This window comes from Kutzneria sp. 744 (assembly GCF_000568255.1).
In the GTDB taxonomy this organism is placed as follows: Bacteria; Actinomycetota; Actinomycetes; order Mycobacteriales; family Pseudonocardiaceae; genus Kutzneria.
Genome location: NZ_KK037166.1, coordinates 584,628 through 604,553, shown reverse-complemented (window position 1 = coordinate 604,553; position 19,926 = coordinate 584,628). Strand labels below are relative to the sequence as shown.

At 70.9% G+C, this 19,926-nt stretch carries 26 protein-coding genes and 2 pseudogenes; 13 read left to right on the top strand and 15 right to left on the bottom strand.

Annotated features, from left to right (window positions below):
- Nucleotides 1-9: 9 nt before the first annotated feature.
- The 11 genes and pseudogenes from KUTG_RS02735 to KUTG_RS02690 all read left to right on the top strand — a co-directional run bounded on the left by KUTG_RS02735 (nucleotide 10) and on the right by KUTG_RS02690 (nucleotide 6,947).
- Nucleotides 10-567: an Rv1733c family protein gene (locus KUTG_RS02735; RefSeq protein WP_157494272.1), complete on the top strand. Its 558-nt coding sequence runs from the start codon at nucleotides 10-12 to the stop codon at nucleotides 565-567.
- 6 nt (nucleotides 568-573) lie between these two features.
- Nucleotides 574-981, top strand: coding sequence for a hypothetical protein (locus tag KUTG_RS02730; protein ID WP_052396511.1), 408 nt, complete (start codon nucleotides 574-576; stop codon nucleotides 979-981).
- Nucleotides 974-1,312: a CBS domain-containing protein gene (locus KUTG_RS02725; RefSeq protein WP_084578809.1), complete on the top strand. Its 339-nt coding sequence runs from the start codon at nucleotides 974-976 to the stop codon at nucleotides 1,310-1,312. The genes KUTG_RS02730 and KUTG_RS02725 overlap by 8 nt, the downstream gene beginning before the upstream one ends.
- The gene (locus KUTG_RS02720; protein ID WP_043714660.1) at nucleotides 1,309-2,169 is read left to right on the top strand and encodes a hypothetical protein; all 861 of its coding nucleotides are present in this window, start codon (nucleotides 1,309-1,311) and stop codon (nucleotides 2,167-2,169) included. Before KUTG_RS02725 ends, KUTG_RS02720 begins: the two co-directional genes overlap by 4 nt.
- Nucleotides 2,166-2,300 (top strand): annotated as a pseudogene (locus tag KUTG_RS65885) (universal stress protein); the annotation flags it as partial. The gene KUTG_RS02720 and the pseudogene KUTG_RS65885, both read left to right, overlap by 4 nt.
- Nucleotides 2,301-2,406: 106 nt before the next feature.
- Nucleotides 2,407-3,015 carry a universal stress protein gene (locus KUTG_RS65055; protein ID WP_255360842.1) on the top strand — a complete coding sequence of 203 codons (609 nt, stop codon included), beginning with the start codon at nucleotides 2,407-2,409 and terminating at the stop codon, nucleotides 3,013-3,015.
- Nucleotides 3,012-3,419 (top strand): hypothetical protein, encoded by a 408-nt coding sequence (locus KUTG_RS02710; RefSeq protein ID WP_157494270.1) that lies wholly within the window; start codon nucleotides 3,012-3,014, stop codon nucleotides 3,417-3,419. Before KUTG_RS65055 ends, KUTG_RS02710 begins: the two co-directional genes overlap by 4 nt.
- On the top strand, nucleotides 3,416-4,849 hold the full coding sequence (locus KUTG_RS02705) for a cytochrome ubiquinol oxidase subunit I (protein ID WP_043714658.1): 1,434 nt from the start codon (nucleotides 3,416-3,418) through the stop codon (nucleotides 4,847-4,849). Before KUTG_RS02710 ends, KUTG_RS02705 begins: the two co-directional genes overlap by 4 nt.
- Nucleotides 4,850-4,858: 9 nt before the next feature.
- A complete protein-coding gene (gene cydB, locus KUTG_RS02700; RefSeq protein WP_043714656.1) occupies nucleotides 4,859-5,857 on the top strand; it encodes a cytochrome d ubiquinol oxidase subunit II in 999 nt (332 codons plus the stop codon).
- 1 nt (nucleotide 5,858) lies between these two features.
- The gene (locus tag KUTG_RS02695) at nucleotides 5,859-6,224 is read left to right on the top strand and encodes a hypothetical protein (protein ID WP_043714654.1); all 366 of its coding nucleotides are present in this window, start codon (nucleotides 5,859-5,861) and stop codon (nucleotides 6,222-6,224) included.
- A gap of 306 nt (nucleotides 6,225-6,530) precedes the next feature.
- Nucleotides 6,531-6,947 (top strand): DoxX family protein, encoded by a 417-nt coding sequence (locus tag KUTG_RS02690; protein ID WP_043714652.1) that lies wholly within the window; start codon nucleotides 6,531-6,533, stop codon nucleotides 6,945-6,947.
- An 8-nt stretch (nucleotides 6,948-6,955) separates the two neighbouring features.
- On the opposite strand, the gene KUTG_RS02685 is transcribed toward KUTG_RS02690, so the two are convergent.
- The 15 genes and pseudogenes from KUTG_RS02685 to KUTG_RS02620 all read right to left on the bottom strand — a co-directional run bounded on the left by KUTG_RS02685 (nucleotide 6,956) and on the right by KUTG_RS02620 (nucleotide 18,791).
- Entirely contained in the window at nucleotides 6,956-7,666 is a 711-nt protein-coding gene (locus tag KUTG_RS02685) for an FAD:protein FMN transferase (RefSeq protein WP_232240616.1), read from the bottom strand.
- Entirely contained in the window at nucleotides 7,663-8,154 is a 492-nt protein-coding gene (locus KUTG_RS02680) for an FMN-binding protein (protein ID WP_043714650.1), read from the bottom strand. Before KUTG_RS02680 ends, KUTG_RS02685 begins: the two co-directional genes overlap by 4 nt.
- Entirely contained in the window at nucleotides 8,151-9,551 is a 1,401-nt protein-coding gene (locus tag KUTG_RS02675; protein ID WP_232240615.1) for a ferredoxin reductase family protein, read from the bottom strand. Before KUTG_RS02675 ends, KUTG_RS02680 begins: the two co-directional genes overlap by 4 nt.
- 66 nt (nucleotides 9,552-9,617) lie before the next feature.
- Entirely contained in the window at nucleotides 9,618-9,869 is a 252-nt protein-coding gene (locus KUTG_RS65880; RefSeq protein WP_369794425.1) for a sensor histidine kinase, read from the bottom strand.
- Between the two features lie 116 nt (nucleotides 9,870-9,985).
- Nucleotides 9,986-10,873, bottom strand: coding sequence for a HAMP domain-containing protein (locus KUTG_RS02665; RefSeq protein WP_043728048.1), 888 nt, complete (start codon nucleotides 10,871-10,873; stop codon nucleotides 9,986-9,988).
- On the bottom strand, nucleotides 10,870-11,559 hold the full coding sequence (locus tag KUTG_RS02660; RefSeq protein ID WP_043714647.1) for a response regulator transcription factor: 690 nt from the start codon (nucleotides 11,557-11,559) through the stop codon (nucleotides 10,870-10,872). Before KUTG_RS02660 ends, KUTG_RS02665 begins: the two co-directional genes overlap by 4 nt.
- Before the next feature lie 62 nt (nucleotides 11,560-11,621).
- Nucleotides 11,622-12,200: a DUF2231 domain-containing protein gene (locus KUTG_RS02655; protein ID WP_043714645.1), complete on the bottom strand. Its 579-nt coding sequence runs from the start codon at nucleotides 12,198-12,200 to the stop codon at nucleotides 11,622-11,624.
- A gap of 34 nt (nucleotides 12,201-12,234) precedes the next feature.
- The gene (locus KUTG_RS57900; RefSeq protein ID WP_043714643.1) at nucleotides 12,235-13,080 is read right to left on the bottom strand and encodes a cation transporting ATPase C-terminal domain-containing protein; all 846 of its coding nucleotides are present in this window, start codon (nucleotides 13,078-13,080) and stop codon (nucleotides 12,235-12,237) included.
- A gap of 184 nt (nucleotides 13,081-13,264) precedes the next feature.
- Nucleotides 13,265-14,848 (bottom strand): annotated as a pseudogene (locus KUTG_RS57895) (cation-translocating P-type ATPase); the annotation flags it as partial.
- Complete coding sequence (locus KUTG_RS02640) at nucleotides 14,845-15,738, bottom strand: universal stress protein (protein WP_043714640.1); 894 nt, start codon at nucleotides 15,736-15,738, stop codon at nucleotides 14,845-14,847. The pseudogene KUTG_RS57895 and the gene KUTG_RS02640, both read right to left, overlap by 4 nt.
- Nucleotides 15,713-16,126 (bottom strand): hypothetical protein, encoded by a 414-nt coding sequence (locus tag KUTG_RS02635; protein ID WP_157494268.1) that lies wholly within the window; start codon nucleotides 16,124-16,126, stop codon nucleotides 15,713-15,715. Before KUTG_RS02635 ends, KUTG_RS02640 begins: the two co-directional genes overlap by 26 nt.
- Nucleotides 16,127-16,153: 27 nt before the next feature.
- Nucleotides 16,154-17,011 carry a universal stress protein gene (locus tag KUTG_RS02630; RefSeq protein ID WP_043714636.1) on the bottom strand — a complete coding sequence of 286 codons (858 nt, stop codon included), beginning with the start codon at nucleotides 17,009-17,011 and terminating at the stop codon, nucleotides 16,154-16,156.
- Nucleotides 17,012-17,021: 10 nt separating this feature from the next.
- Nucleotides 17,022-17,243: a universal stress protein gene (locus KUTG_RS02625; RefSeq protein ID WP_043714633.1), complete on the bottom strand. Its 222-nt coding sequence runs from the start codon at nucleotides 17,241-17,243 to the stop codon at nucleotides 17,022-17,024.
- A gap of 688 nt (nucleotides 17,244-17,931) precedes the next feature.
- Nucleotides 17,932-18,093 (bottom strand): universal stress protein, encoded by a 162-nt coding sequence (locus KUTG_RS55840; protein ID WP_084578804.1) that lies wholly within the window; start codon nucleotides 18,091-18,093, stop codon nucleotides 17,932-17,934.
- A complete protein-coding gene (locus tag KUTG_RS02620) occupies nucleotides 18,090-18,791 on the bottom strand; it encodes an HPF/RaiA family ribosome-associated protein (protein WP_043714631.1) in 702 nt (233 codons plus the stop codon). Before KUTG_RS02620 ends, KUTG_RS55840 begins: the two co-directional genes overlap by 4 nt.
- Before the next feature lie 206 nt (nucleotides 18,792-18,997).
- Between KUTG_RS02620 and KUTG_RS02615 the strand changes: the two genes are divergently transcribed.
- Complete coding sequence (locus KUTG_RS02615; RefSeq protein WP_043714629.1) at nucleotides 18,998-19,507, top strand: universal stress protein; 510 nt, start codon at nucleotides 18,998-19,000, stop codon at nucleotides 19,505-19,507.
- 1 nt (nucleotide 19,508) lies between these two features.
- On the top strand, nucleotides 19,509-19,916 hold the full coding sequence (locus KUTG_RS57890) for a hypothetical protein (RefSeq protein WP_043714626.1): 408 nt from the start codon (nucleotides 19,509-19,511) through the stop codon (nucleotides 19,914-19,916).
- Nucleotides 19,917-19,926: the final 10 nt, after the last annotated feature.

Below are 19,926 nucleotides of genomic sequence, written 5' to 3'. Positions count from 1 at the left end.
GGGAGAGTGGTGACGATGGAGCCGGTGCTGCGGCTCGCCCGGCAGATTGGATTCGGGCGCAACGACCTGCGCCGCCCGGTGGACCGGGTCGACGGGTTCGTGGTCGGGCTGGGTGTCCTGGCCGGCGTGGTGATCGTGATCGTCGGCGTGCTGCTCGGACTCCAGTTCGCCGAGCGGGAGTCGGACGTCGCGGCCCAACAGCAGGCCACCAGGACCGAGACGGCCGCGGTGTTGTTGACCGACGCGAACGCCTCGCAGACCGCGCTTGCCCGGTGGACCACCGCCGGCGAGGCGCACACGGGCATGATCGACGTCTTCTACCGCGAACACGCCGGGGCGTCCGCGACGATCTGGACGGACGCCGCCGGCACGGTCGTGAGCCGCCCGATCGGCGCGCTGGACATCGTGCTGCTGGTCGGCGTGACGCTGGCCGGTGGTTTCACCGTCGCCTTTCTGCTGTTGCGAGGCCTGCTCCACCTGGTCCGGCTGCCGATCAAGTCGTGGAGCGCTAGGGCCTGGGACGAGGACTGGGCGCGGACCGCGCCGCGCTGGAAGCAGTGGCGGTGAATGGCCATGCGTGGACGTGACGGAGACCCCTGGCTGCTCGCGCTGGCCGGACTGGACGCGTTGATCGCCCTGCTCGCCGTGTGGGGCGGAGTCGAGCTCGCCGTCGGAGCGGCCGCCTTTCAGCTGCCGGTCGAGTGGATCGCGCCGCTGGGACTGCACAGCTGGCTGTGGCCCGGGATCGCGCTGATCGTCGTGATCGGCGGCTCGATGGCCGTCGCCGCGGTAGTCAGTTGGAACGGCACACAGCGGGCCGCCGAGACCTCGGTCGCGGCCGGCGCGATCCTGGTCGCCTGGCTGTTGTTCCAGTACGTCCTGTTCGGACTTCAGGCGCCGGTCCAGATCATCACGGCGATCCTGGCCGCGGGGGTGCTGGCCATCGGGCTCGGTGCCGCGATGAGGTCCGACCATGGCTGACACGGCACGGACTCTGATGCGTGCGGTGCCGGCCGTGACGCCGGAAACCGATGTGGCGACGGCGATCCGGTTGATGCGCCGACTGGGCGTGCGCCACCTGCCCGTGGTCGAGCGGCGCCACTGCGTAGGTCTGTTGGGGGAACACGAACTGGCCGGTGCCACCGGCCCTGACGACCTCGTCGGCCTGGTGTGCCGACGACCCGCGCCGTGCGTGTCGCCCGACGCGGACCGCCGCCACATCGACGAGCAGCTGCGCCACGACCACACCGACGCGCTCGGCGTGGTCGACGGCGTGCAACTCCTCGGCCTGCTTGAAGGAGACCAACTGTGAACGAGTGGACCGCCGACGACACCGCTGCCATCGTGCGGGCTGCCCGTGGTGCGCCAGTGCTGTGTCACGAACAGCCGTGGGTGCTGGAGCTGCGCGGGCACGACGTGGAGATCCGTGAGGTGATGGGCGGCGAACGTCGCGACACGGCCGGCATCGACCGGCTGTTGTCGTGCGGAGCCGCGCTGGCCAATGTCGTGCTCGCGGTTCGCACGCTCGGCTGGGACACCCGCGTCCAGCTCGACGGCGGGCATCGCGAGCCGGACCTGGCCGCTCGTGTGCGGGCCGTGAAGTCCGATCCGCCCAGCGAGTGCGAACTGGCGCTGTACCGCGCGATCAGCGAGCCGGACGTGGTGAATCGCGGCCACGGCGGCGTTGCCGAGTTGGCGAGACTGTTGGTGGCGTCGCGGTTCCGGACCGCGCGGCTGCAGCCCGTCGGCGGCGTCGCGTTCGCCGCCATCCTGCACGATGCCAGCCGACAGCTCGACGGCGATCGGCGCTGTGCGGCCGAGCTGATCCCGTGGCTGGCCAAGCCGCAGCTCGTGCCGGCCCAGCGCCCGGTGGGGCCGGCGACCCGGCGTGAGGCCTTGCGCAGCCTGGCCGATCGGCTCGGCACCCGGCCGATGTTCGCCGTCGTCACCGACACCGACACCCGCGCCGACCACGTGCTGGCCGGCACCGTCATGCAGATCGCCATGCTCGCCGCGCCCGGCCTCGGCTTCCTGCCGCATAACGGTGGTGCGGCCCATGCACCTGCGCGACACCCGGCTGCGGCTGATGAACGACTTCGCGTTCGACGGTTTCCCCCAAGCGCTGCTCGGTCTGACCCCGGCCGAGCTCATCCCTGGAGCCCGACATGACGAACACCATTGCCGTAGGCGTCGACGGCTCCGCGCCGTCGCTGGACGCGGTCCGCTGGGCGGCCGAGGAGGCACATCGCCGGCACGCGGTGCTGCGGGTCGTGCACGGGCACTCGATCACCACGCCGAGGCTGCCGTCCGGGTTCCTCGTCGAAGGCGCGGGCCGCGGCGCGGCACTGCCTGCGCGACGGCGTGAAGGCCGCCCTCGACACGTGTCCGGAGCTGAAGGTGGAGCCGGTGCTGGAGCTCAAGCCCGGCATCGACCTGCTGGCCGACGAGTCCACGAAGGCCGAGATGGTGGTGATCGGCGCGCGGGGCCGCGGCGGCTTCGCCGAACTGGTCGTGGGATCCACGGCTGTCGCGCTGACCGCTCGCGCCCGATGCCCGGTGATTGTCGTTCGTGGCAAGGAGACCGCGGGCGGCCCGGTCGTCGTCGGAGTGGACGGCTCGCCGGCGAGTGAGGCGGCGCTGGCCTTCGCGTACGACATGGCCTCGCGGCGCAACGCCGAGCTGGTCGCCGTGCACGTGTGGAACGACGTCATTTCCGTGTGGGGCGGCTCCGTGCCGATCCCCGATCTCGACTGGGACGCCGTCGCCACCGACGAGCGGATCGTGCTCTCCGAGCGGCTCGCCGGCTGGCGCGAGCGTTACCCCGACACCGCCGTCCGCCAGGTCGTGCACGAGAACCGGCCCGCTCAACGGCTTCTGCACGAGGCCGAGGACGCCCAGCTGCTCGTGGTGGGCTCGCTCGGGCGCGGCGCGCTGGCCAACGCACTGCTCGGCTCGGTCAGCCACGCCCTGCTGCACCACGCCCCGTGTCCCGTCGCCGTCGTGAAGCCGGAGTGAGTGCGATGCATGTCCTGGTGACCGAACAGAATCCCGGCCAGGCCACGGAACTGGCCCGCCGGTTGCGCTACCTCGGCTGCACGGTCAGCACCTGCCACGACAACACCACCGACATCTGCAACGGAGTCGTGCCCGGCGGCTGTCCGCTGGAGGGGCGCCGCCCCGCCGATCTGGTGATCACCGTTCGCGGCGAGCGGGAGTTGACCGCCCGCGAGTACGGCGCGGTGTGCGGGGTCCGGGCCGGGCTGCCGGTCGTCCTGACCGGATTGGACTGGCAGGACAAGCCGCCGGTGCCGGACGGCCTGCGGTCGCGGGCGACGGCCGTGCGGCAGAACGCGCTGCTGATCGGCTGCGTCGACGCGCTGCGTGACGAGAAGACCGTGAACGAGAGGGAAGTCCGGTGAACGTGCTCGACATCGCGCGGTGGCAGTTCGCGATCACCACCGTGTACCACTTCGTGATGGTCCCGCTGACCATCGGCCTGGCCATCCTGGTCGCGGGCATGCAGACGGCGTGGGTGCGCACCGGCAATCCCCGATACCTGGCCATGACCCGGTTCTGGGGCCGCATCCTGCTGATCAACTTCGCGCTGGGCGTGGCCACCGGCATCGTGCAGGAGTTCCAGTTCGGCATGGCCTGGAGCGACTACTCCCGGTTCGTCGGCGACGTGTTCGGCGCGCCGCTGGCCATGGAGGGCCTGATCGCCTTCTTCGTCGAGTCCACCTTCCTCGGACTGTGGATCTTCGGCTGGGACCGGCTGCCCAAGCGGGTGCACCTGGCCTGCATCTGGGCCGCCGCGGTGGCGACCAACGTGTCCGCCTTCTTCATCCTGGCGGCCAACTCCTGGATGCAGCACCCGGTCGGCGTGCAGCTGGTCGACGGCAAGCCCCGGCTGACCGACATCTGGGCGGTGCTGGGCAACTCCACCGTGCTGGCCACCTTCCCGCACACCCTGGCCGGCGCGTTCGCCGTCGCCGGCACCGTGCTGGTGGGCATCTCGGCCTGGCGGCTGTGGAAGGCCAAGGCCGACGGCCCGGTGTTCCGGTCGTCATTGAAGCTGGGCGCCTGGGTCGGCGTCGCCGCGTTCGTCGCCGTGGCGGTTTCCGGTGACGCGCAGGCGAAGCTGATGTTCCAGCAGCAGCCGATGAAGATGGCCGCCGCCGAGGCGCTGTGCCACACCGAGCAGCCCGCCGGCTTCTCCGTGTTGGCCGTCGGGGACGTGTCCCAACCCGACTGCGAGAACGTCAAGAGCATCGAACTTCCCGGCCTGCTGAGCTTTCTGGCCAACTCGGACACCAGCAGCAAGGTCACCGGTGTCACCGATCTCGTCGGGCAGTACCGGGCCAAGTACGGCTCCACCTACGCCGACGGCACGCCGATCGACTACGTGCCGATGCTGCCGGTGACCTACTGGGCGTTCCGGCTGATGATCGGCTTCGGCGTGCTGGCCGCGGCCGGCTGCGCGCTGGCGCTGTGGCTGATCCGGCGTGGGCGCGGCCCCGGCCGCTGGTTCGCGCGGCTGGCGCTGTTCGGCATCGCGACGCCGTTCCTGGCCAACGCCCTGGGCTGGATCTTCACCGAGATGGGCCGGCAGCCGTTCGTGGTCGCGCCCAATCCGTCCGGAGTGGACGGTGTGTGGATGTTCACCGCCCAGGCCGTCTCCGGCAAGCTGACCGTGGGGGAGGCCCTCACGTCGGTGATCGTGCTGACCCTGGTCTACGGCGTGCTCGCTGCTGTCGAGGCCGTGCTGGTCGTGCGCGCCGTCCGCAAGCCCGTCGAGGCGGCCGAGCCCGACGACACACCCTCGTCCGACGTCTTCACCTTCGCGTACTAGGAGACCGCGGTGAACCTTCCCGTGCTGTGGTTCTGTGTGATCGCCCTGCTGTGGCTGGGCTATCTGTTCCTGGAGGGCTTCGACTTCGGTGTCGGTATGCTGCTGCCCGTGCTCGGGCGCACCGACACCGAGCGCCGGGTCCTGATCAACACCATCGGGCCGGTGTGGGACGGCAACGAGGTGTGGCTGCTCGTCGCCGGCGGCGCCACCTTCGCCGCCTTCCCCGGCTGGTACGCCTCCCTGTTCAGCGCCTCCTACCTGCCGCTGGTGCTGTTCCTCGTCGCCCTGATCGGCCGTGGCGTCGCCTTCGAGTACCGCGGCAAGATCGACTCGCACCGGTGGCGCCGCAGCTGGGACACGGTGATCTTCCTGTCCTCGTGGGTGGCCGCGATCGGCGTCGGGCTCGTGCTGACCGCCAACGTCACCGGCATTCCCCTGGACGCCCACGGCGACCGTGTCGGTGGTCCGCTGGCCATCGTGTCGTGGCAGGCACTTCTCGGCGCGCTGGCGGTCGCTGGATTCGCTGTGGTGCACGGCGCCGTGTTCCTGGCCCTGAAGACGTCCGGCGACATCCGCGAGCGGGCCCGGCGGTTGGCCGTCAAGGCCGCGCCCTTCGCGCTCGCCCCGCTCGCCGCCGTGCTGCTGGTCGTGCAGTTCCAGCGGGGCTCGGCCCTGACCTGGATCCCGCTGCTGCTGGTCGTCGTCTGCGCCGCGCTGGCGGTGCACCGTCTGCTGGCCGACCGTGAGGGCCAGGCCTTCGCCCTGCTGGGCGTCGCGGTCGCCGGGGCCGTCGTGACCCTGTTCGGTTCCCTCTACCCGGACGTCCTTCCGTCCACTGTGGACCCCGCCAACTCGCTGACCGTCGCCGGGGCCGCGTCGAGCTCGTACACGCTGACCGTGATGTCGTGGGTCGCGCTCTTCGGCACGCCTGCGGTGCTGGTCTACCAGGGCTGGACCTACTGGGTGTTCCGCAAGCGGATCGCCACGACGCACATCCCGGTGGCCTGACATGGTCCGCTGGCTGATCGCCGTGCTCCTCGTCCTGCACGGCCTGGTGCACCTGCTGGGCTTCGTGGTGCCGTGGAAGCTCGCCACCGTGACGGGCTTCCCGCACCGCACCGACGTCCTGTCCGGTGTCGACGTCGGCGAGACCGGCGCCCGCCTCATCGGCGTGCTCTGGCTGATAGCCGGCCTCGGCTTCATGGCCGGCGGCGCAACCCTCGCTCTGGGCGCCACATGGTGGTGGGTCGTCGTCCTCTGCGCCGGCGTGCTGTCCCTCGCGCTGGCCGCCCTCTGGTGGCAGCAGGCCTACGCCGGCCTCGTCATCGACGTCGTGGCGGTCATCGGCGTGGCCGCATATGCCCTCCTCCTCTGATTCACGCTCGTGTTCACGGTTAATCAAAGGCGCGGGGCATTTGTTTGACATCGGGGTGGCGTGACGATTGCGCCACGCGGACGCATCGGCTCGTGATATGGGTGGAAAGTTCGGTAAGAGATCGGTGAGATTTCGGCGGACTGCGACTTTTGACGGGTGTCGGGAATTGTCGTTCGCGGTATACCTGACCGCGCCGTTTCCCGCCACAGGCCCGTCCCCCTGAACGGGAGAACCGGCTCGCCGCCGTGAACTTCCCTGCCCCCGCGGGCACGTTGCCGTGCCCGCCGTCAGTCACCCGGAGGGCCCATGCATCGCCTGGATTCAGCCCGTGATCACCTGATCGGGCTGTACCGCGTCGTGGTTGGCTTCCTGTTCGCCTGCCACGGCATGAAGACGATTTTCGGTTTGTTCGGAGCGCACGCGCCGTCCCCGGTCGGCGTGTGGCCCGGCTGGTGGGCCGCGCTCATCCAGCTGGTGTGCGGATTGCTGGTGTGCGTCGGTGTGGCGAGCAGGTCGGCCGCGCTCCTCGGCTCGGGCTCGATGGCCTACGCGTATTTCACCGTGCACCTGCCCAACGGTCTCTGGCCGATCCAGAACGGCGGCGAAGCAGCGGCGTTGTTCTGCTGGGCGCTGCTGATCGTGGCGTTCACCGGACCGGGCCGGTTCGCGCTGGGCCGGTTGTTGTCCCGGCGCAGCGCCGAACCGGTCTCCGCGTCGGTCTGACCGCGAACTCAGGCCACCACGGTGATCTCGTACTCCGGCGCTCGCCGCCGGAGCCACGTCTCGGCGCCCGGACCATGGGCGAATGCCGCCGTCGCGTAGACGTCCGCCCACAGCAGCGACGGCCCGGACACAGTGACCGACAGCAGGCCCTCGGCCGGTAGCCCACGGTGCGGGTCGACTATGTGCGGGCCGCGCGCGGCGGTGCCGGATGTAGCGACAGCGCCGGTGCGGACCGTCCGCACGCCCAGCAGTGCGTGGCGGTCACGCGGGTCTTCGATGCCGACTCGCCACGCCGGTCGCGACGGTGAGGCGACGTGCAGGGCGATGTCGCCGCCGGCGTTGAGGCAGTGATCGACGTCGCCGAGCGCGTGCAGCGTGGCCGCGGCCCGCTCGACCGCCCAGCCCTTCACCAGGCCGGACGGATCGAAACCGCCGGGAAGCTCGGGATCGAACCAGCCGTCGGTGCGATCCCGGGCTTCCCGGCACAGCGCGAGCACCTCCCGGACCAGCGGGTGGTCGACGGGTTCGCCCCGGCGGATCGCCCAGATCACGCTGTCCAGCCGGTACGTGCTGAACAACTGGTCGGCTTCACGGAGGACGGCGAACACGCCGGTCGCTGCGGCGGCAGTGCCCGGGTCGTCGCGTACGCCGGGGCCGCGCAGGTGCAGGCTGATCGGCATGCCCATGATGTGCTCGACCCAGGCGCGGCGGTCGGTCACCGGTGGGCCGCGTCGATCGCGGACTGCAGCGACTGGATGTAGCCCTCCGAGGTGTAGGTGGCGCCACTGACGGTGTCGATCTGTGCCGTCTGGGCTTGCAGCGTCTCCTGCACCAGCTCGGGCACCGCAGCATTGTTGATCTCGACGTCGCGTCGGCTCTCGTTCGGCACCTGCACGGTCTGCGCGGCGGTGATCCGCCCGCCGGACAGTGTGATCCGCACCTGGACCGGGCCGTACGGGGTGTCGGCCGCGCTCCCGTCGTACGTGCCGTTCGCGCCGGCGCCGGTGGTGGCCGACGGGCTGCCGCTCGGCGTCGCCGACGAGGGATCGCTCGGCGTCGTCGGGCTAATCGGCACGGCCGAGCCGGCGGGCAGGCGGGTCGTCGGACCGGTGGCGCCGAGTGCGCTCGGGTGGGTGCTCGTGCGGTAGCTGAACAGCAGCACGATCACCGACACCGTGGCGGCGAAGGCCACCGCGATCCTGGTCATGTGTTTCCTCCTACCAGGCGAAGCTCTCGGTGTGGACGCTGTTTTCTGGCGACGCCGGCCGCCGTCGCGGTGGCGACCACGAGGGCGGTCCACGCCTCGGGCCCGCACACGTAGACGTCGTGTTCGGCGATGTCCGGCACCAGGTGACGCAGAACAGAGGCGTCCGCGGCGCCTTGGTAGCGGTCCGGCAGCCAGGAACCGCGGCGGCGGCGCCCGACCAGGTACGCCAGCCTGACGCCGCGCCGGGCGGCGATCGCGTCGAGCTCGTGGCGGAACACGACATCGCCCGGATTCCCGGCGCGGTAGAGGAGCACGGCCTCGCCGGGGCGATAGGGCAGCGTCTCCAGCAGTCCCCGCAACGGCGTGATGCCGACTCCGGCCGCGATCAGCGTGACCTTCCGGCCGCCGCGCACCGAGCCGAGCCGGCCGTACGGGCCTTCGAACAGCGCCCGGACGCCCGGGCGCAGCCGGGCGAGGCGAGCGCTGCCGTCACCCAGGTTCTTCGCGGTGATCCGCAGGTGGACGCCGTTGGGCGCGGCCGACAGCGAGAACGGGTGGCCGCGGGTGAAGCCCGGCCCGTCGAGGAACCGCCAGACGAAGAACTGCCCGGGCGCGACGGGAAGCCGGCCGAGGTTCCGGCCGCGGAGGTACACCGACACCACGCCGGGACCTTCGCGGACCACACGGTCGACCACCAGCCGGTGCCGAAGGTTGCGCCCGACCGGCACGGCGATCCGCCAGACCAGCAACGCGCCGGCGGCCACCGCGTAAGCCGTCCACCAGAACACGGTCGCGACCGGGGACGCGGTGAAGTCCGCGCCCGTCCACAACTGGTGCGGCAGAGCCAGGCCGACGCCGACGTACGCGTAGAGGTGCAGCAGGTGCCAGGACTCGTACCGCAGCTTCCGCCGGGCGGCCCGGATCGAGGTCGCCGCCACCAGGACCAGCGCGGCCGTCCCGGCGGTGGCCAGCAGCATGCCGGGATAGGTGGTCACCAGGTCCCACACCTCGGCCAGCAGTCCACTGTGGCCGGTGATCGCGTAGCCCAGGCTGATCAGCGCGATGTGGGCGAGCATCAGGGTGACCGAGCCGAATCCCACCAGCCGGTGCCGACGGGCCAGCCCGTCCTGGCCGTAGCTGCGCTCCGCCCACGGGATCCGGGCCATGAGCAGCACCTGGAGCAGCAGCAGGTCGGCAGCGACGAGACCGGTCAGCCGGCCCAGAGTGGTCAACGGATCGGTCGCGAGGTTCTGCACGCCGCGACCGGCCACCCACAGCGCCACCACGAACAACATGCTCGCCCAGGCCGTCAGGCCGCAGGCGTCACGCCACCAAGCCTGAACGGGACGCGGCAGCGTCTGCGCGAGCGGGCGCGCAGCGCGGAAGGTGGTGGTCAACGAAGGCTCCAGCGGTCGGTTTCCCGCAACCCTGCCCTCGCCGGGTGAGGAGCGAGCGTGGCGCGGTTAAGAGTCCGGTGAGAGCCGGTCGTCGCCCACCGTGAACCCCACCACGGCGCCACCGCCGGCGCGGGCCGCCACGACCACGTCGCCGCCGTGCGTCAGCGCGACCTGCCGCACGATCGCCAGTCCCAGCCCCGATCCCGGCTGGGCGCGGGCGGTGTCGGCGCGGTAGAACCGGTCGAACACGCGCGCCCGGTCGGCCTCGGCGATGCCCGGTCCGCGGTCGCGCACCTCGACACGGCCGCCGCGCAGCACCACGTCGACCCTGCCATCAGTCCAGACAGCGCCTACGATACACCCTACCGAGGCGCCTGAAGATATGCGGGAGCATGCAGTGTATGTATTTACCATATGGTATGTGGTGCGGTACGTTATTCGACCAGCTCGTCCACCAGGTGCGTCAGCTCGCGGGTCTCGCCGTCGACGTCCTCGAGCAGGCGCTCCCGCGCGTCCGGGTTGAGCTCGTCGAAGCGGCGAAGGACCCGGGCGTTGGTCCGCAGGCTCGTCAGGGGCGTCCGCAGCTCGTGCGCGGCGTCCTGCACCAGCCGCTCCTGGTCCTCGCGCGAGGTGGCGAGCCGGCTGAGCATCGCGTCGAACGACTTCGCGAGCCGGCCCACCTCGTCGCGGCCGTCCACGGGCACCTCCACGTCGAGACGGCCGCTGGAGCTGACCTGCTCGGCCAGCCCGGTCAGCCGCACCAGCCGCCGGGTGACGCGGCGGGCGATGAGCCAGCCGGCGGCCGCCGCCGCCACCAGCACCAGCCCGCTGAGCAGGGCGATCATGGTGGCCAGCGAGGACAGGACGTGCCGTGTCTCGTCGACGTCGATGGCCAGCTGCAGCGCGTCGTGGCCGGAGCTCAGCGCGACGGTGACGACGCGGTAGTCGTCCGGACCGTTCGTGACGTTGTGGTAGAGGTGCTCGCCGGGATGTCCCCGCGCGGCCAGCGACCGTTCGTCCGGAGTGGTCGGCAGGGCGACCGGGCGGCCGCCGACGCGCTGGACGCTCCCGTCGGCGGCGATCCGCTGGGCGACCATCGGCTGTGCCTCGTCGTGATCATTGTCCGGGCCGGTGATCGCCGGGTTCGGCGCGAGCACCGCGGTCGCTCCGGCGGAGATCTCCGCGGCCGTGGTCAACAGCGTGCGGTCGAGCTCGTCGTGGATGCGGTCCGACGCCGTCTGGTAGCTGAACACGCCGACCAGCACCGTGATGACCGCGCCGACGGCGGCGAAGGCGAGCGCGAGCCGGGCCGCGAGGCTCACGCCGACCGCACCGAGTAGCCGACGCCGCGCACCGTGTGGATCAGCTCGGTCGCGCCCGCGTCGTCGAGCTTGCGCCGCAGGTAGCCGATGTAGACGGCGAGGTTCTTCGACTCCGGGCCGAACTCGTAGCCCCAGATGCGCCGGTAGATGGTGGCCCGGTCCAGCACGATCCCGGCGTTGCGGACGAGCAGCTCCAGCAGGTCGAACTCGGTCTTGGACAGGATGATCTCGGCGTCCAGCCACCACACCCGGCGGGCCCCGGGATCGACGGTCAGCCGGTCCAGCCGCAGCCGCTGGGCCGGCCCGCCCGCGGCGTCCGGGGCCGCGCGCCGAAGCAGCGCCCGCAACCGGGCCAGCAGTTCGTCCAGCTCGAACGGCTTGGCCAGGTAGTCATCGGCCCCGGCGTCGAGCCCGGCCACCCGGTCCGAGGTCTCCACGCGGGCGGTGAGCATCAGGATCGGCGTTCCGTCGCCGTCGGCCCGCAGCACCCGGCACACGCCGAGCCCGTCCACCGACGGCATCATCACGTCCAGGATCAGCACGTCGAACCGCTCCCGCCGGGCGGTGGCCAGCGCGTCGACCCCGTCGCTGACCTCGACGACCTCGTAGCCCTCCAGCTCCAGGGCACGGACCAGCGACTCGCGGATCGCCCGGTCGTCGTCGGCGACGAGCACTCGGTACGGCACCGGTCCATGATGCCGCCACAGCGACCAGCCGGCTCGGGCGGTGTCTGCTTCGGACACTGCGGTCAGTGGCCGCCGCGGGGTGCGGGCTCGGAGCTGAACTTGCCCTGCCAGCTGGCCTGCGCGCCGGAGTCGCCGATGCGGTAGACCTGGTAGCAGGCGGCGCCGGCGGCCAGCACGGCGAGGACCGCGATCACCGTCGTGACCGTCTTGGACGCGGGAGCCAGGAAGGTCCTGCGGCGCACGGCCGTCTTGGCCATCGTCGCGGTGCCGCCGGCCGTCGGTGCGTCCACGTCGGACTCGGCCGGCTGTGTGGCGATGGTGTTCTCGCGCTGGCGCCACCAGACGACGAGCGCGAGGACCGCCACCGGGAGCGCGACGAACAGGGCCGTGTCTCCCAGCTCGGTGTGCGCCCGCAGCAGATCCGTGCGAGGGACGCGTCGTTCCAGCCACTCGCCGGCGTCGGTGGTGATCGGCACGAGGGTCACCACGACCACGGCCAGCAGCGCGTTCGCCCCGGCGAGCCGGCGCCGCGCCTGCTGCCAGATGGCGCTCACCGCCAACAGCAGGGCGTTCAACGGCAGCAACACGACGATCGCGTGCACGAGCAGGATATGGGCGGGCAGACCGTCGATGGTGCTCATGACTTCCTTCGTGATCGACTGGAATCGTCGGTGATCACCATTGCGTAGTCGGGTGAGCGCTCGATGTGTCCACGGTGAGAATGCGGTAAGAGCGTTGTCGCCTTCTCCTGACCGCTTTGCGCAGTTCCTCCAGGCACAGCACCGTGGCGGCGATGGCCAGGGCGACCAGCCAGTCGCCCGGTGCGAGGTCGGTGGTGGCGAACAGGCCCTGCGCGACCGGTAGGTGAACGGCGATCACCTGCAGGACGACGACGCCGGCCATCGCCGCCCACAGCCGCCAGTTGCGCGCCAGCTGCGGTCCCAACGCGCTGTCGTGTTCGTCCCGGACATTGAGCAGGTTGACCAGCTGGAAGAACACGAAGGTGGTGAAGGCCAGGGTCCGTGCGGTGGGCACGCCACGTGGCAGCCCGAGCCAGTATGCGGCGAGCGTGCCCGCGGCCATCACCGCACCGGCGGCGGTGATCCAGCCCAGGCGGCGGCCGGTCAGGATCTGCGCGCCGGGGCGCCGGGGCGGTTCCCTCATCACCTCGGGACGTGCCGGTTCCAAGCCGAGCGCCAGCGCCGGCGGCCCGTCGGCGATCACGTTGACCCACAACAGCATCAGCGGCGTCATCAGGCTGGCGCCGCCCAGCAGCACCGCGCCGGCGGCCATCGCGATGATCGCGGCGACATTGGTGCTGACCTGGAAACGGACGAACTTGACGATGTTGTCGCGGATGGTGCGCCCGTGGCGGACGGCGGTGACGATGGTGGCGAAGTTGTCGTCGGCGAGGATCATCGAGGCGGCCTCCTTGGCCACGTCCGATCCGGTGCGGCCCATCGCGACGCCGATGTCCGCGCCCTTGAGCGCCGGCCCGTCGTTGACGCCGTCGCGTGACACTCGACATTAACTGCAACCCAGGGGCGCGCTGGTGACTGCAGTGCTTTAGCCTGCGCCAGGGACGCGTCGTCGAGAAGTTCGATGTCCCGGCCCGACAGCGCATGGCCGGTGATGATCGACGGCGCCGTCCCACCGCGTTCGCCGTCGCCGGGTGGTCCCCGGTGATCATTTTGACGTCGATGCCCGCGGCCCGGCATTCGGCGATGGCAGCGGCCGCCTCCGGCCGAGGCGGGTCCGCGACGCCGATCAGGCCGAGCAGGAGCAGGTCGGCCGGCAGCACCGCGCCGGCGCCGGCAGCGGCGTCGCCCACCGCGACCGCCAACACACGTTCGCCCTGCCCGGCGAGCCGGTCGATCTCGGCTGCCAGCCGCGTGCGTGACGACGGAGTGAGTTCGATGTCGCCCAGCTCCGTGCGGACGCGCGCGGCGAGGGCGAGCAGCACGTCCGCGGCACCCTTCACACACACCTGTGTCCCGGCGCCGACGTCGTGGAAGGTGGCCATGTACCGCAGCTCCGCGTCGAACGGGATCTCGGCGACCCGGGGCGCGGCCACCCGTTCCGCCGCCACATCCAGGCCGGCCCGCTCGGCGAGCATCACCAGCGCCCCCTCGATCGGGTCCCCGATCACGGCGCCGTCCCGGACGACCGCGTCGCCGCACAACACGGCCGGCACGAGCAGGTCGCGCAGGGCGACGCCGTCATCGGGCGAGGTGATCGCCCGGTCGCGCCCCGCGTACCAGACCGACCGCGCCGTCATCCGGTTGACCGTCAGCGTGCCGGTCTTGTCCGTGCAGATGACCGTCGTCGCGCCGAGCGTTTCGACCGCGGGCAGGCGTTTGACGATCGCCCGCTCCCGCGCCATCTTCCGCATGCCCAGCGTCAACGTGACAGCGACCGCCGCCGGCAGGCCCTCGGGAATGGCCGCCACACCCAGCGCGACCGCGACCGTGATCACCTCGCCGAGCGAGCCCCCGGCCAGCCACAGCATGGCGGCCACGGCCACGACCGCCACACCGGCGAGCAGCGCGAGTCGGAACCCCAGGCGGTCGAGTTGGCGCTGGAGCGGGGTGGGCTCGGTGCTCGTGTGCGCCAGCAGGTCGGCAACCCGGCCCACCTCGGTCCGCATGCCGGTCGCGGTGACGAGCAGTTCACCGCTGCCCCTGGTGACAGTGCTGGTCATGTGGCACATGGACGTCCGGTCGGCCAGCCCGGCCTCGCCGTCGAGGGCGGCGGCCGATTTCGCCACCGGGACGGTCTCGCCGGTCAGCCCGGACTCGTCGACCTCCAGGTTGGCCGCCCGCAGCACACGGCCGTCCGCCGGGATCCGGTCGCCGGCCCGGACCAGGACGACGTCGCCGGGCACGAGATCGGCGGCGGGCACGGACAGCGCCGTGCCGTCGCGGCGTACGCGAGCCGAGGGATCGAGCATGTGCTTGAGCTCGGCGACCGCTCTTCCGGACCGTCGTTCCTGCATGAAGCCCAGCACCCCGTTGAGCGCAAGCGCGACGCCGATGGCAGTCGCCTCACGGTAGGAGCGCTCCACGGAACCGGCCACCGCCGCGGCCACGGCGAGCGTGACGGCCAGCGGGTTGGCGACCTGCGCGAGCAACAGGCGCCACCACGGTCGCGGCGCAGGCTCGACGAGTCGATTGGGGCCGGTCTCCTCCAGCCGGCTGCGCGCTGTGCCGGGATCCAGCCCGTGGGTGGGATCCACGTCGAGCCGCCGCGCTATCTCGTCGGGCTCGCAACGCCAGGGCGCGTCGATCATCGGCGCGCGGGGACGACAGCGACCGGACAGGGGCTGTGTTGGATCAGCGCCTGGCTGGTGGATCCCAGCAGCAGCCCGCGGAATCCGCCGTGGCCTCGTGAACCGACGACCACCAGCTGTGCCCCGGCTGCCTCGTGCAGCAGCGCGCGGGCCGGGCCGTGGAGGACGACACGGTGACGTACGTCGACGTCCGGATGTTGTGCGCGGTGCGGGGCCAATTGCTCAGTGAGCCACTGTTGTTGTTCGTCTGCCTCATGCGGCCGGTCCGCGCCGGTTGTCGCTCGTTGCCACGCGCTCTCGACGACCGTGTCCAACCACGCGTGAACGGCCACGACCGGCGCGCCCCGCCGCGCCGCGGCCTGGAAGGCAAACGCGGTCGCGGCGCTGCTTTCGGGAGAGCCGTCGACTCCCACCACGACGGGGCCCGGTGGGCCGTCGAGGCGTGTTCCCCTGACCACGACGAGCGGGCAGTGCCCGTGCGCGGCCAAGGCCACCGCCGTGGAGCCGACCAGCAGACCCGTGAACCCGCCAAGGCCGCGCGAGCCCACGACGATCTCCTGCGCCTGCGACGACAACCCGATCAGTGCCGGCGCGGCTCTCGTGTGGCTGAGCCGTGTGTCGATCTCCACCTTCGGCGCCGCTGCTTCCGCCGCCGCGGTGGCCTCGGCGAGGTACTGCTGACCTATCTCCAGCACGGCCTGGTGGTAGGGCCGTGGCAGCGGAACCCCGGCGGGCACACGCACGGAGTCCAGTGCGGTCGCGTACACAATGGACAGTGGGATGCCTCTGTCTTCGGCCTCTCTCGCCGCCCAGCACACGGCCTGCATGGCCGAGTCGGAGCCGTCGAAACCGACGATCACGGGATCAGCGCCGGTCGGGTGATCGCTCATCACAGTTCCTCGCATTCGCGGCGTGGCCGATGGAAGTCACGTGCCGTTGCGGATGATGCTGTGGGGCCATCACCGCCAGCATTCCGAGCAGCCCCAGCAGGTTGGCCACCCCGTAGACGCCGGCGACGGCTGCGCCGGTCGTGGCCGCCAGCAGCACGGTCGTCACCACGAACAGCTGGGGCCGGCGACTCGCCCGTATCCTCAGCGCGAAGGTGGCAAGCAGGTAGGCCAACGCCAGTCCGGCGCCCGCCGCCCACAGCAGCGACCCCGCGCCGGTCTGACCGGCGACTGTGAACGCCGTGCCCGCCGCCAGCTCGTGAACTACCAGCGTCGCGAGGATCGCGTGGCCGTGCCGAGCCGACCAGGCCTTGAACCCGGCTGCGGGCATGGTGTTCACCTCCGGCCGTCAGTGATGTCAGCGGGCCACGACGACGGGACAGGCGGCGTGGTGGATGAGGGCGTGGCTGGTGGAGCCGAGCAGCATGCCGGCCAGGCCGCCGCGGCCGCGGGAGCCGACGACGACGAGCTGGGCGCTGGCGGACTGGCGAATGAGGCCGTGGGCGGGGCGGTTGCGTTCCACGACGTGGCGGACCTCGACCTCGCGGTAGCGCTGCTGCCAGCCGGCGAGACGCTCGGTGAGCACCCCTTCCTCGGCCTCGCGGATGGCGCTCCAGTCCAGCACGAAGGGCTGGCGCTGCATGCCGGGCTCGTGGCTCGTGTCGCTCCACGAGTGGTAGGCGACAAGCGGCACGGAGCGCAGCGAGGCCTCGTTCATGGCGAAGGCGAGGGCGGCGTCGCTGGTGGGGGAGCCGTCGATGCCGACGACAACCGGCGCGTCCGGGCTCGGTATCGCACCGCGAACCACCGCCACCGGACAGCGTGCGTGGGCGCAGAGGGCGACGGCTACGGAACCGGCGAGCAACTCGGCGAAGCCGCCGATGCCACGGGAACCGAGCACCAGCAGCTGGGCCTGCGACGACCGCCGGGTGAGCGCGTCCAGCACCCCGTCGTCGATCAGCTCAGTAGTGACGCGAACCTCCGGGGCGACCTCCTTGACGACCGTGACCGCCTCGTCGAGCCACTTCCGGCACTGTGCGGCGAGCGCCGCGTTCATGCTGGTGGTCGGCGGAACTCCGGGCGGCACGGTGACGAGTTGGGCGGCGTGCACGATGTCGAGCGACACGTGGCGGAGCTCGGCTTCGGCGGCGGCCCAGCCCAGGGCTCGTTCCGCGGCACCCGATCCGTCGATGCCGACTGTGACGGGAAGAGTCATGACGGCCTCCTCACGAGGCGGTGCGAATGACGGCGACCGGGCACGCGGAATGGTGCAGCAGGGCACGGCTGGTGGAACCGAGCAGCGCCCCGGCCAGCGGGCCGTGGCCGCGCGTGCCCACGACCACCAGCTGTGCGTGCTTGGACTTCTCGACGAGGGCGTGCGCGGGACTGTCGAGTGCGGTGAACAGCTGCAGCCGCACGGTGGGGAACTTCTCCCGCCACTGGGCCATGGCTCGGACAGCAGCCCGAGGGGTATCGACTTTACCGCTTACCATTCTAACTCGCGTTGAGTCCCTCGCCCTCCGAGCCAGTCTGGTGAGGACGTGCTACTTACGCGCGCTGAGTACATTCACGATCTTACGAGGAGAGTCATTCGACTGGGTCAATAGCTGTTACGGTCACGAGTGCGAGAGTGTCCATCTCGCCCACCGTGGCAAGGGCTCGCAGCAACGGTAATTCGTTCCCTCGATAGCCATTCTCGCGCTATCACACCCTTGGCCCGGGCGTGGCGACCCGTCAGTGGGGACCAGGGCTGGTCTCTAGTCTCCGCTATCACTGGCCTTGTCTCCGGAGGCACACCCGTGCGGCAGCGTGGCTAGATTGGCAGTGGCGACTTCTTCGTTGGCGGCGCAGCTCCTGTCTTCTTTTAACAACTTATAAATCATTGCCGAATTCAGGCATTACCAGTGAGTTCCCCACCGAGTCGGCTCTCGTGCCCATAACCACATCAGGGTATTCCCGTGAGCACATCGATCATTAGCTGTTGCCGCGCCCAAAATCTCCTACTACCAGTTCCATTAAACAATATACTTCTATACTGCAACGGGTGGGTACAAGGTCAAGCGGTCTGGACCGGTTATCCGTGCCCCGGGCACCGAGTAACGGGCTCTAGGACATGGGCCCTCAGGTGCCCGAGAGTTATACATCAAACCTACGATACATATCGGCCTGGGATTGATTAACGACATGGGCGATGGTCAGCGGGACGTGGCGCCGGGCCGCTTCCCGCGCGGCCCACATGACGGCCTGGTTGGCCGAGTCGGACCCGTCGAAGCCGACGATGATCGGCGCAGTGCTCATGACGACCTCCGTCCGGTCGTGGCTACGGGCGTGATCACGCCGTAGCGGTGGTCCCCACGCCGGTGGGCGATGTGTCCGTGCCCGGTGTGCAGGTCGGTGTAGAACAGCCATGCGTCGCCGGTCAGCAGCAGGCGTTGCAGCGCCTCGGACTCGGTGAGCGCGGCCGGTCGTTCGGTGGCGAACGCGTACTCGCCGCCGCTCGTGCGCCACACGACCGCCTCGCGGCCGGTCGTGGCATCCACGTACAGACCGAACTCCTGGTCCAGCTGATCGAGCGCCAGCACCGCCTGTTCGGGCGAAGCGCAGGTGGGCATCCGGCTGGCGTGCCGCACGACCACGGGCTTGTCGTCCGATGTGGACGAACCGGCGCGCCCATGCCTGCGCCGGCCGTGCGCCATGTCGACCAGCTGGCGGCGAAGTGTGGCTCGCACCCGGTCGGTGGCCTCGCCGACGGTGACGCCGGTGCCGAAGGCGACCAACTGCGTGCCGCTCAGGGCCAGTGTGGCGTGCGCGACGACAAGCGTGCGCGCGCGTCCGGAAGGCGTGGAGAATCGCACCGTCGCGCCGATGATCGGTCGCGGCGCGTACCGGTCGAGCGAGAGGATCCTTGTCCGCACCCGGTCCGCGCTGTCGGCCGAGGCCAGTCCACCGAGTTCCACGTCGATGGTCGGCGATTGCGTCGGCGTCTCAACTCGCATGGTTCGCTCCGATCGGCCGGGAGTGGTTCCACCTCCATGGCACTCCTGGAAAACCCTTGCCAGCAGAGCACAAAGCCCCGCCCGGACCCGGCCGAACGATGTGAAACCCCGGCAGAGGACCGAAGGTCCCCGCCGACAGGGGCCACCCGCCGCTGGCCGCCGTGCGGACGAAGGACGACCGTGGAGTCGGAAAGGAGTGACAACTGATGGCTGGCAACGGAAAGATCATCGTAGGAGTGGACGGCTCGGTCGCGAGCGCGGATGCCTTGCGTTGGGCGCTGGACGAGGCCCGCCGGCGCGGTGCGGAGGTGCACGTGGTGACCGCGTGGCACACCGACCCGCCGCCGGTGGAGGGACCGCCGCCGATGGTCGGCATCCCCTACCGCACCAAGGAGGCCGCACGCGCGAACGCGCTGGCCCTGCAGGAGCGGATCATGGACGAGGTCCGTGGCGTGGCCGAGGGCGTCGCCGTGCAGCGGCACATGGTCGGCCAGTGGCCGCCGCGAGCGTTGGTGCACGCCTCCGCCGACGCCGACCTGCTCGTGCTCGGCCGGCACGGCCACTCGTGGCTGGCGGAGAAGCTGCTCGGCTCGGTGGCCGCGTACTGCCTGCGGCACGCCACCTGCCCGGTCGTGATCACCCCGGCCCGGCAGACCGAGAAGGCCGTGGAACGCCGCTTGGTGGAGGCGCCTGCGACACCAGGACCCCTGTACTGACATGGCAAGGGTCGCATGGTGGTTGTTGGTGTTCACGGCTGCCTCGGTGGCCGTCGGTCTGACGCTGGGGGCGCTCGGCGCCGGCTGGGCGGATCCGGCGTTTGCGGCCGGCGCAGTGGCCGCGCTGCTGCCGGCCGCCTGGTGGGCGGTGGTGGATCTGCGCGCGGGTCGTCTCGGCGCTGATGTGCTCGCGGTGCTGGCACTGGCCGGCACGCTGGCGGTCGGCGAATACCTGGCCGGCGCGGTGATCGGCGTGATGTTGGCGACCGGCCGCGTGCTGGAGCTGTACGCCGAACGCCGTGCGGGGCCGCGACCTGAGCGCGTTGCTGGACCGATCGCCGACCGGGACGCGGTTGCGGGTCGGCGACGAGCTCAGACCGGTCGAGGTCGAACGAGTGACCGCCGATGATGTCGTCGTG

Bases quoted from the DNA above. Each gene is read 5' to 3' on its own strand.
- KUTG_RS02730 (WP_052396511.1), top strand. From the start codon at position 574: ATGCGTGGACGTGACGGAGACCCCTGGCTGCTCGCGCTGGCCGGACTG.
- KUTG_RS02725 (WP_084578809.1), top strand. From the start codon at position 974: ATGGCTGACACGGCACGGACTCTGATGCGTGCGGTGCCGGCCGTGACG.
- KUTG_RS02695 (WP_043714654.1), top strand. From the start codon at position 5,859: ATGGTCCGCTGGCTGATCGCCGTGCTCCTCGTCCTGCACGGCCTGGTG.
- KUTG_RS02690 (WP_043714652.1), top strand. From the start codon at position 6,531: ATGCATCGCCTGGATTCAGCCCGTGATCACCTGATCGGGCTGTACCGC.
- KUTG_RS02680 (WP_043714650.1), bottom strand. From the start codon at position 8,154: ATGACCAGGATCGCGGTGGCCTTCGCCGCCACGGTGTCGGTGATCGTG.
- KUTG_RS02655 (WP_043714645.1), bottom strand. From the start codon at position 12,200: ATGAGCACCATCGACGGTCTGCCCGCCCATATCCTGCTCGTGCACGCG.
- KUTG_RS02640 (WP_043714640.1), bottom strand. From the start codon at position 15,738: ATGAGCGATCACCCGACCGGCGCTGATCCCGTGATCGTCGGTTTCGAC.
- KUTG_RS02635 (WP_157494268.1), bottom strand. From the start codon at position 16,126: ATGCCCGCAGCCGGGTTCAAGGCCTGGTCGGCTCGGCACGGCCACGCG.
- KUTG_RS02630 (WP_043714636.1), bottom strand. From the start codon at position 17,011: ATGACTCTTCCCGTCACAGTCGGCATCGACGGATCGGGTGCCGCGGAA.
- KUTG_RS02625 (WP_043714633.1), bottom strand. From the start codon at position 17,243: ATGGCCCAGTGGCGGGAGAAGTTCCCCACCGTGCGGCTGCAGCTGTTC.
- KUTG_RS55840 (WP_084578804.1), bottom strand. From the start codon at position 18,093: ATGAGCACTGCGCCGATCATCGTCGGCTTCGACGGGTCCGACTCGGCC.
- KUTG_RS02620 (WP_043714631.1), bottom strand. From the start codon at position 18,791: ATGCGAGTTGAGACGCCGACGCAATCGCCGACCATCGACGTGGAACTC.
- KUTG_RS02615 (WP_043714629.1), top strand. From the start codon at position 18,998: ATGGCTGGCAACGGAAAGATCATCGTAGGAGTGGACGGCTCGGTCGCG.
- KUTG_RS57890 (WP_043714626.1), top strand. From the start codon at position 19,509: ATGGCAAGGGTCGCATGGTGGTTGTTGGTGTTCACGGCTGCCTCGGTG.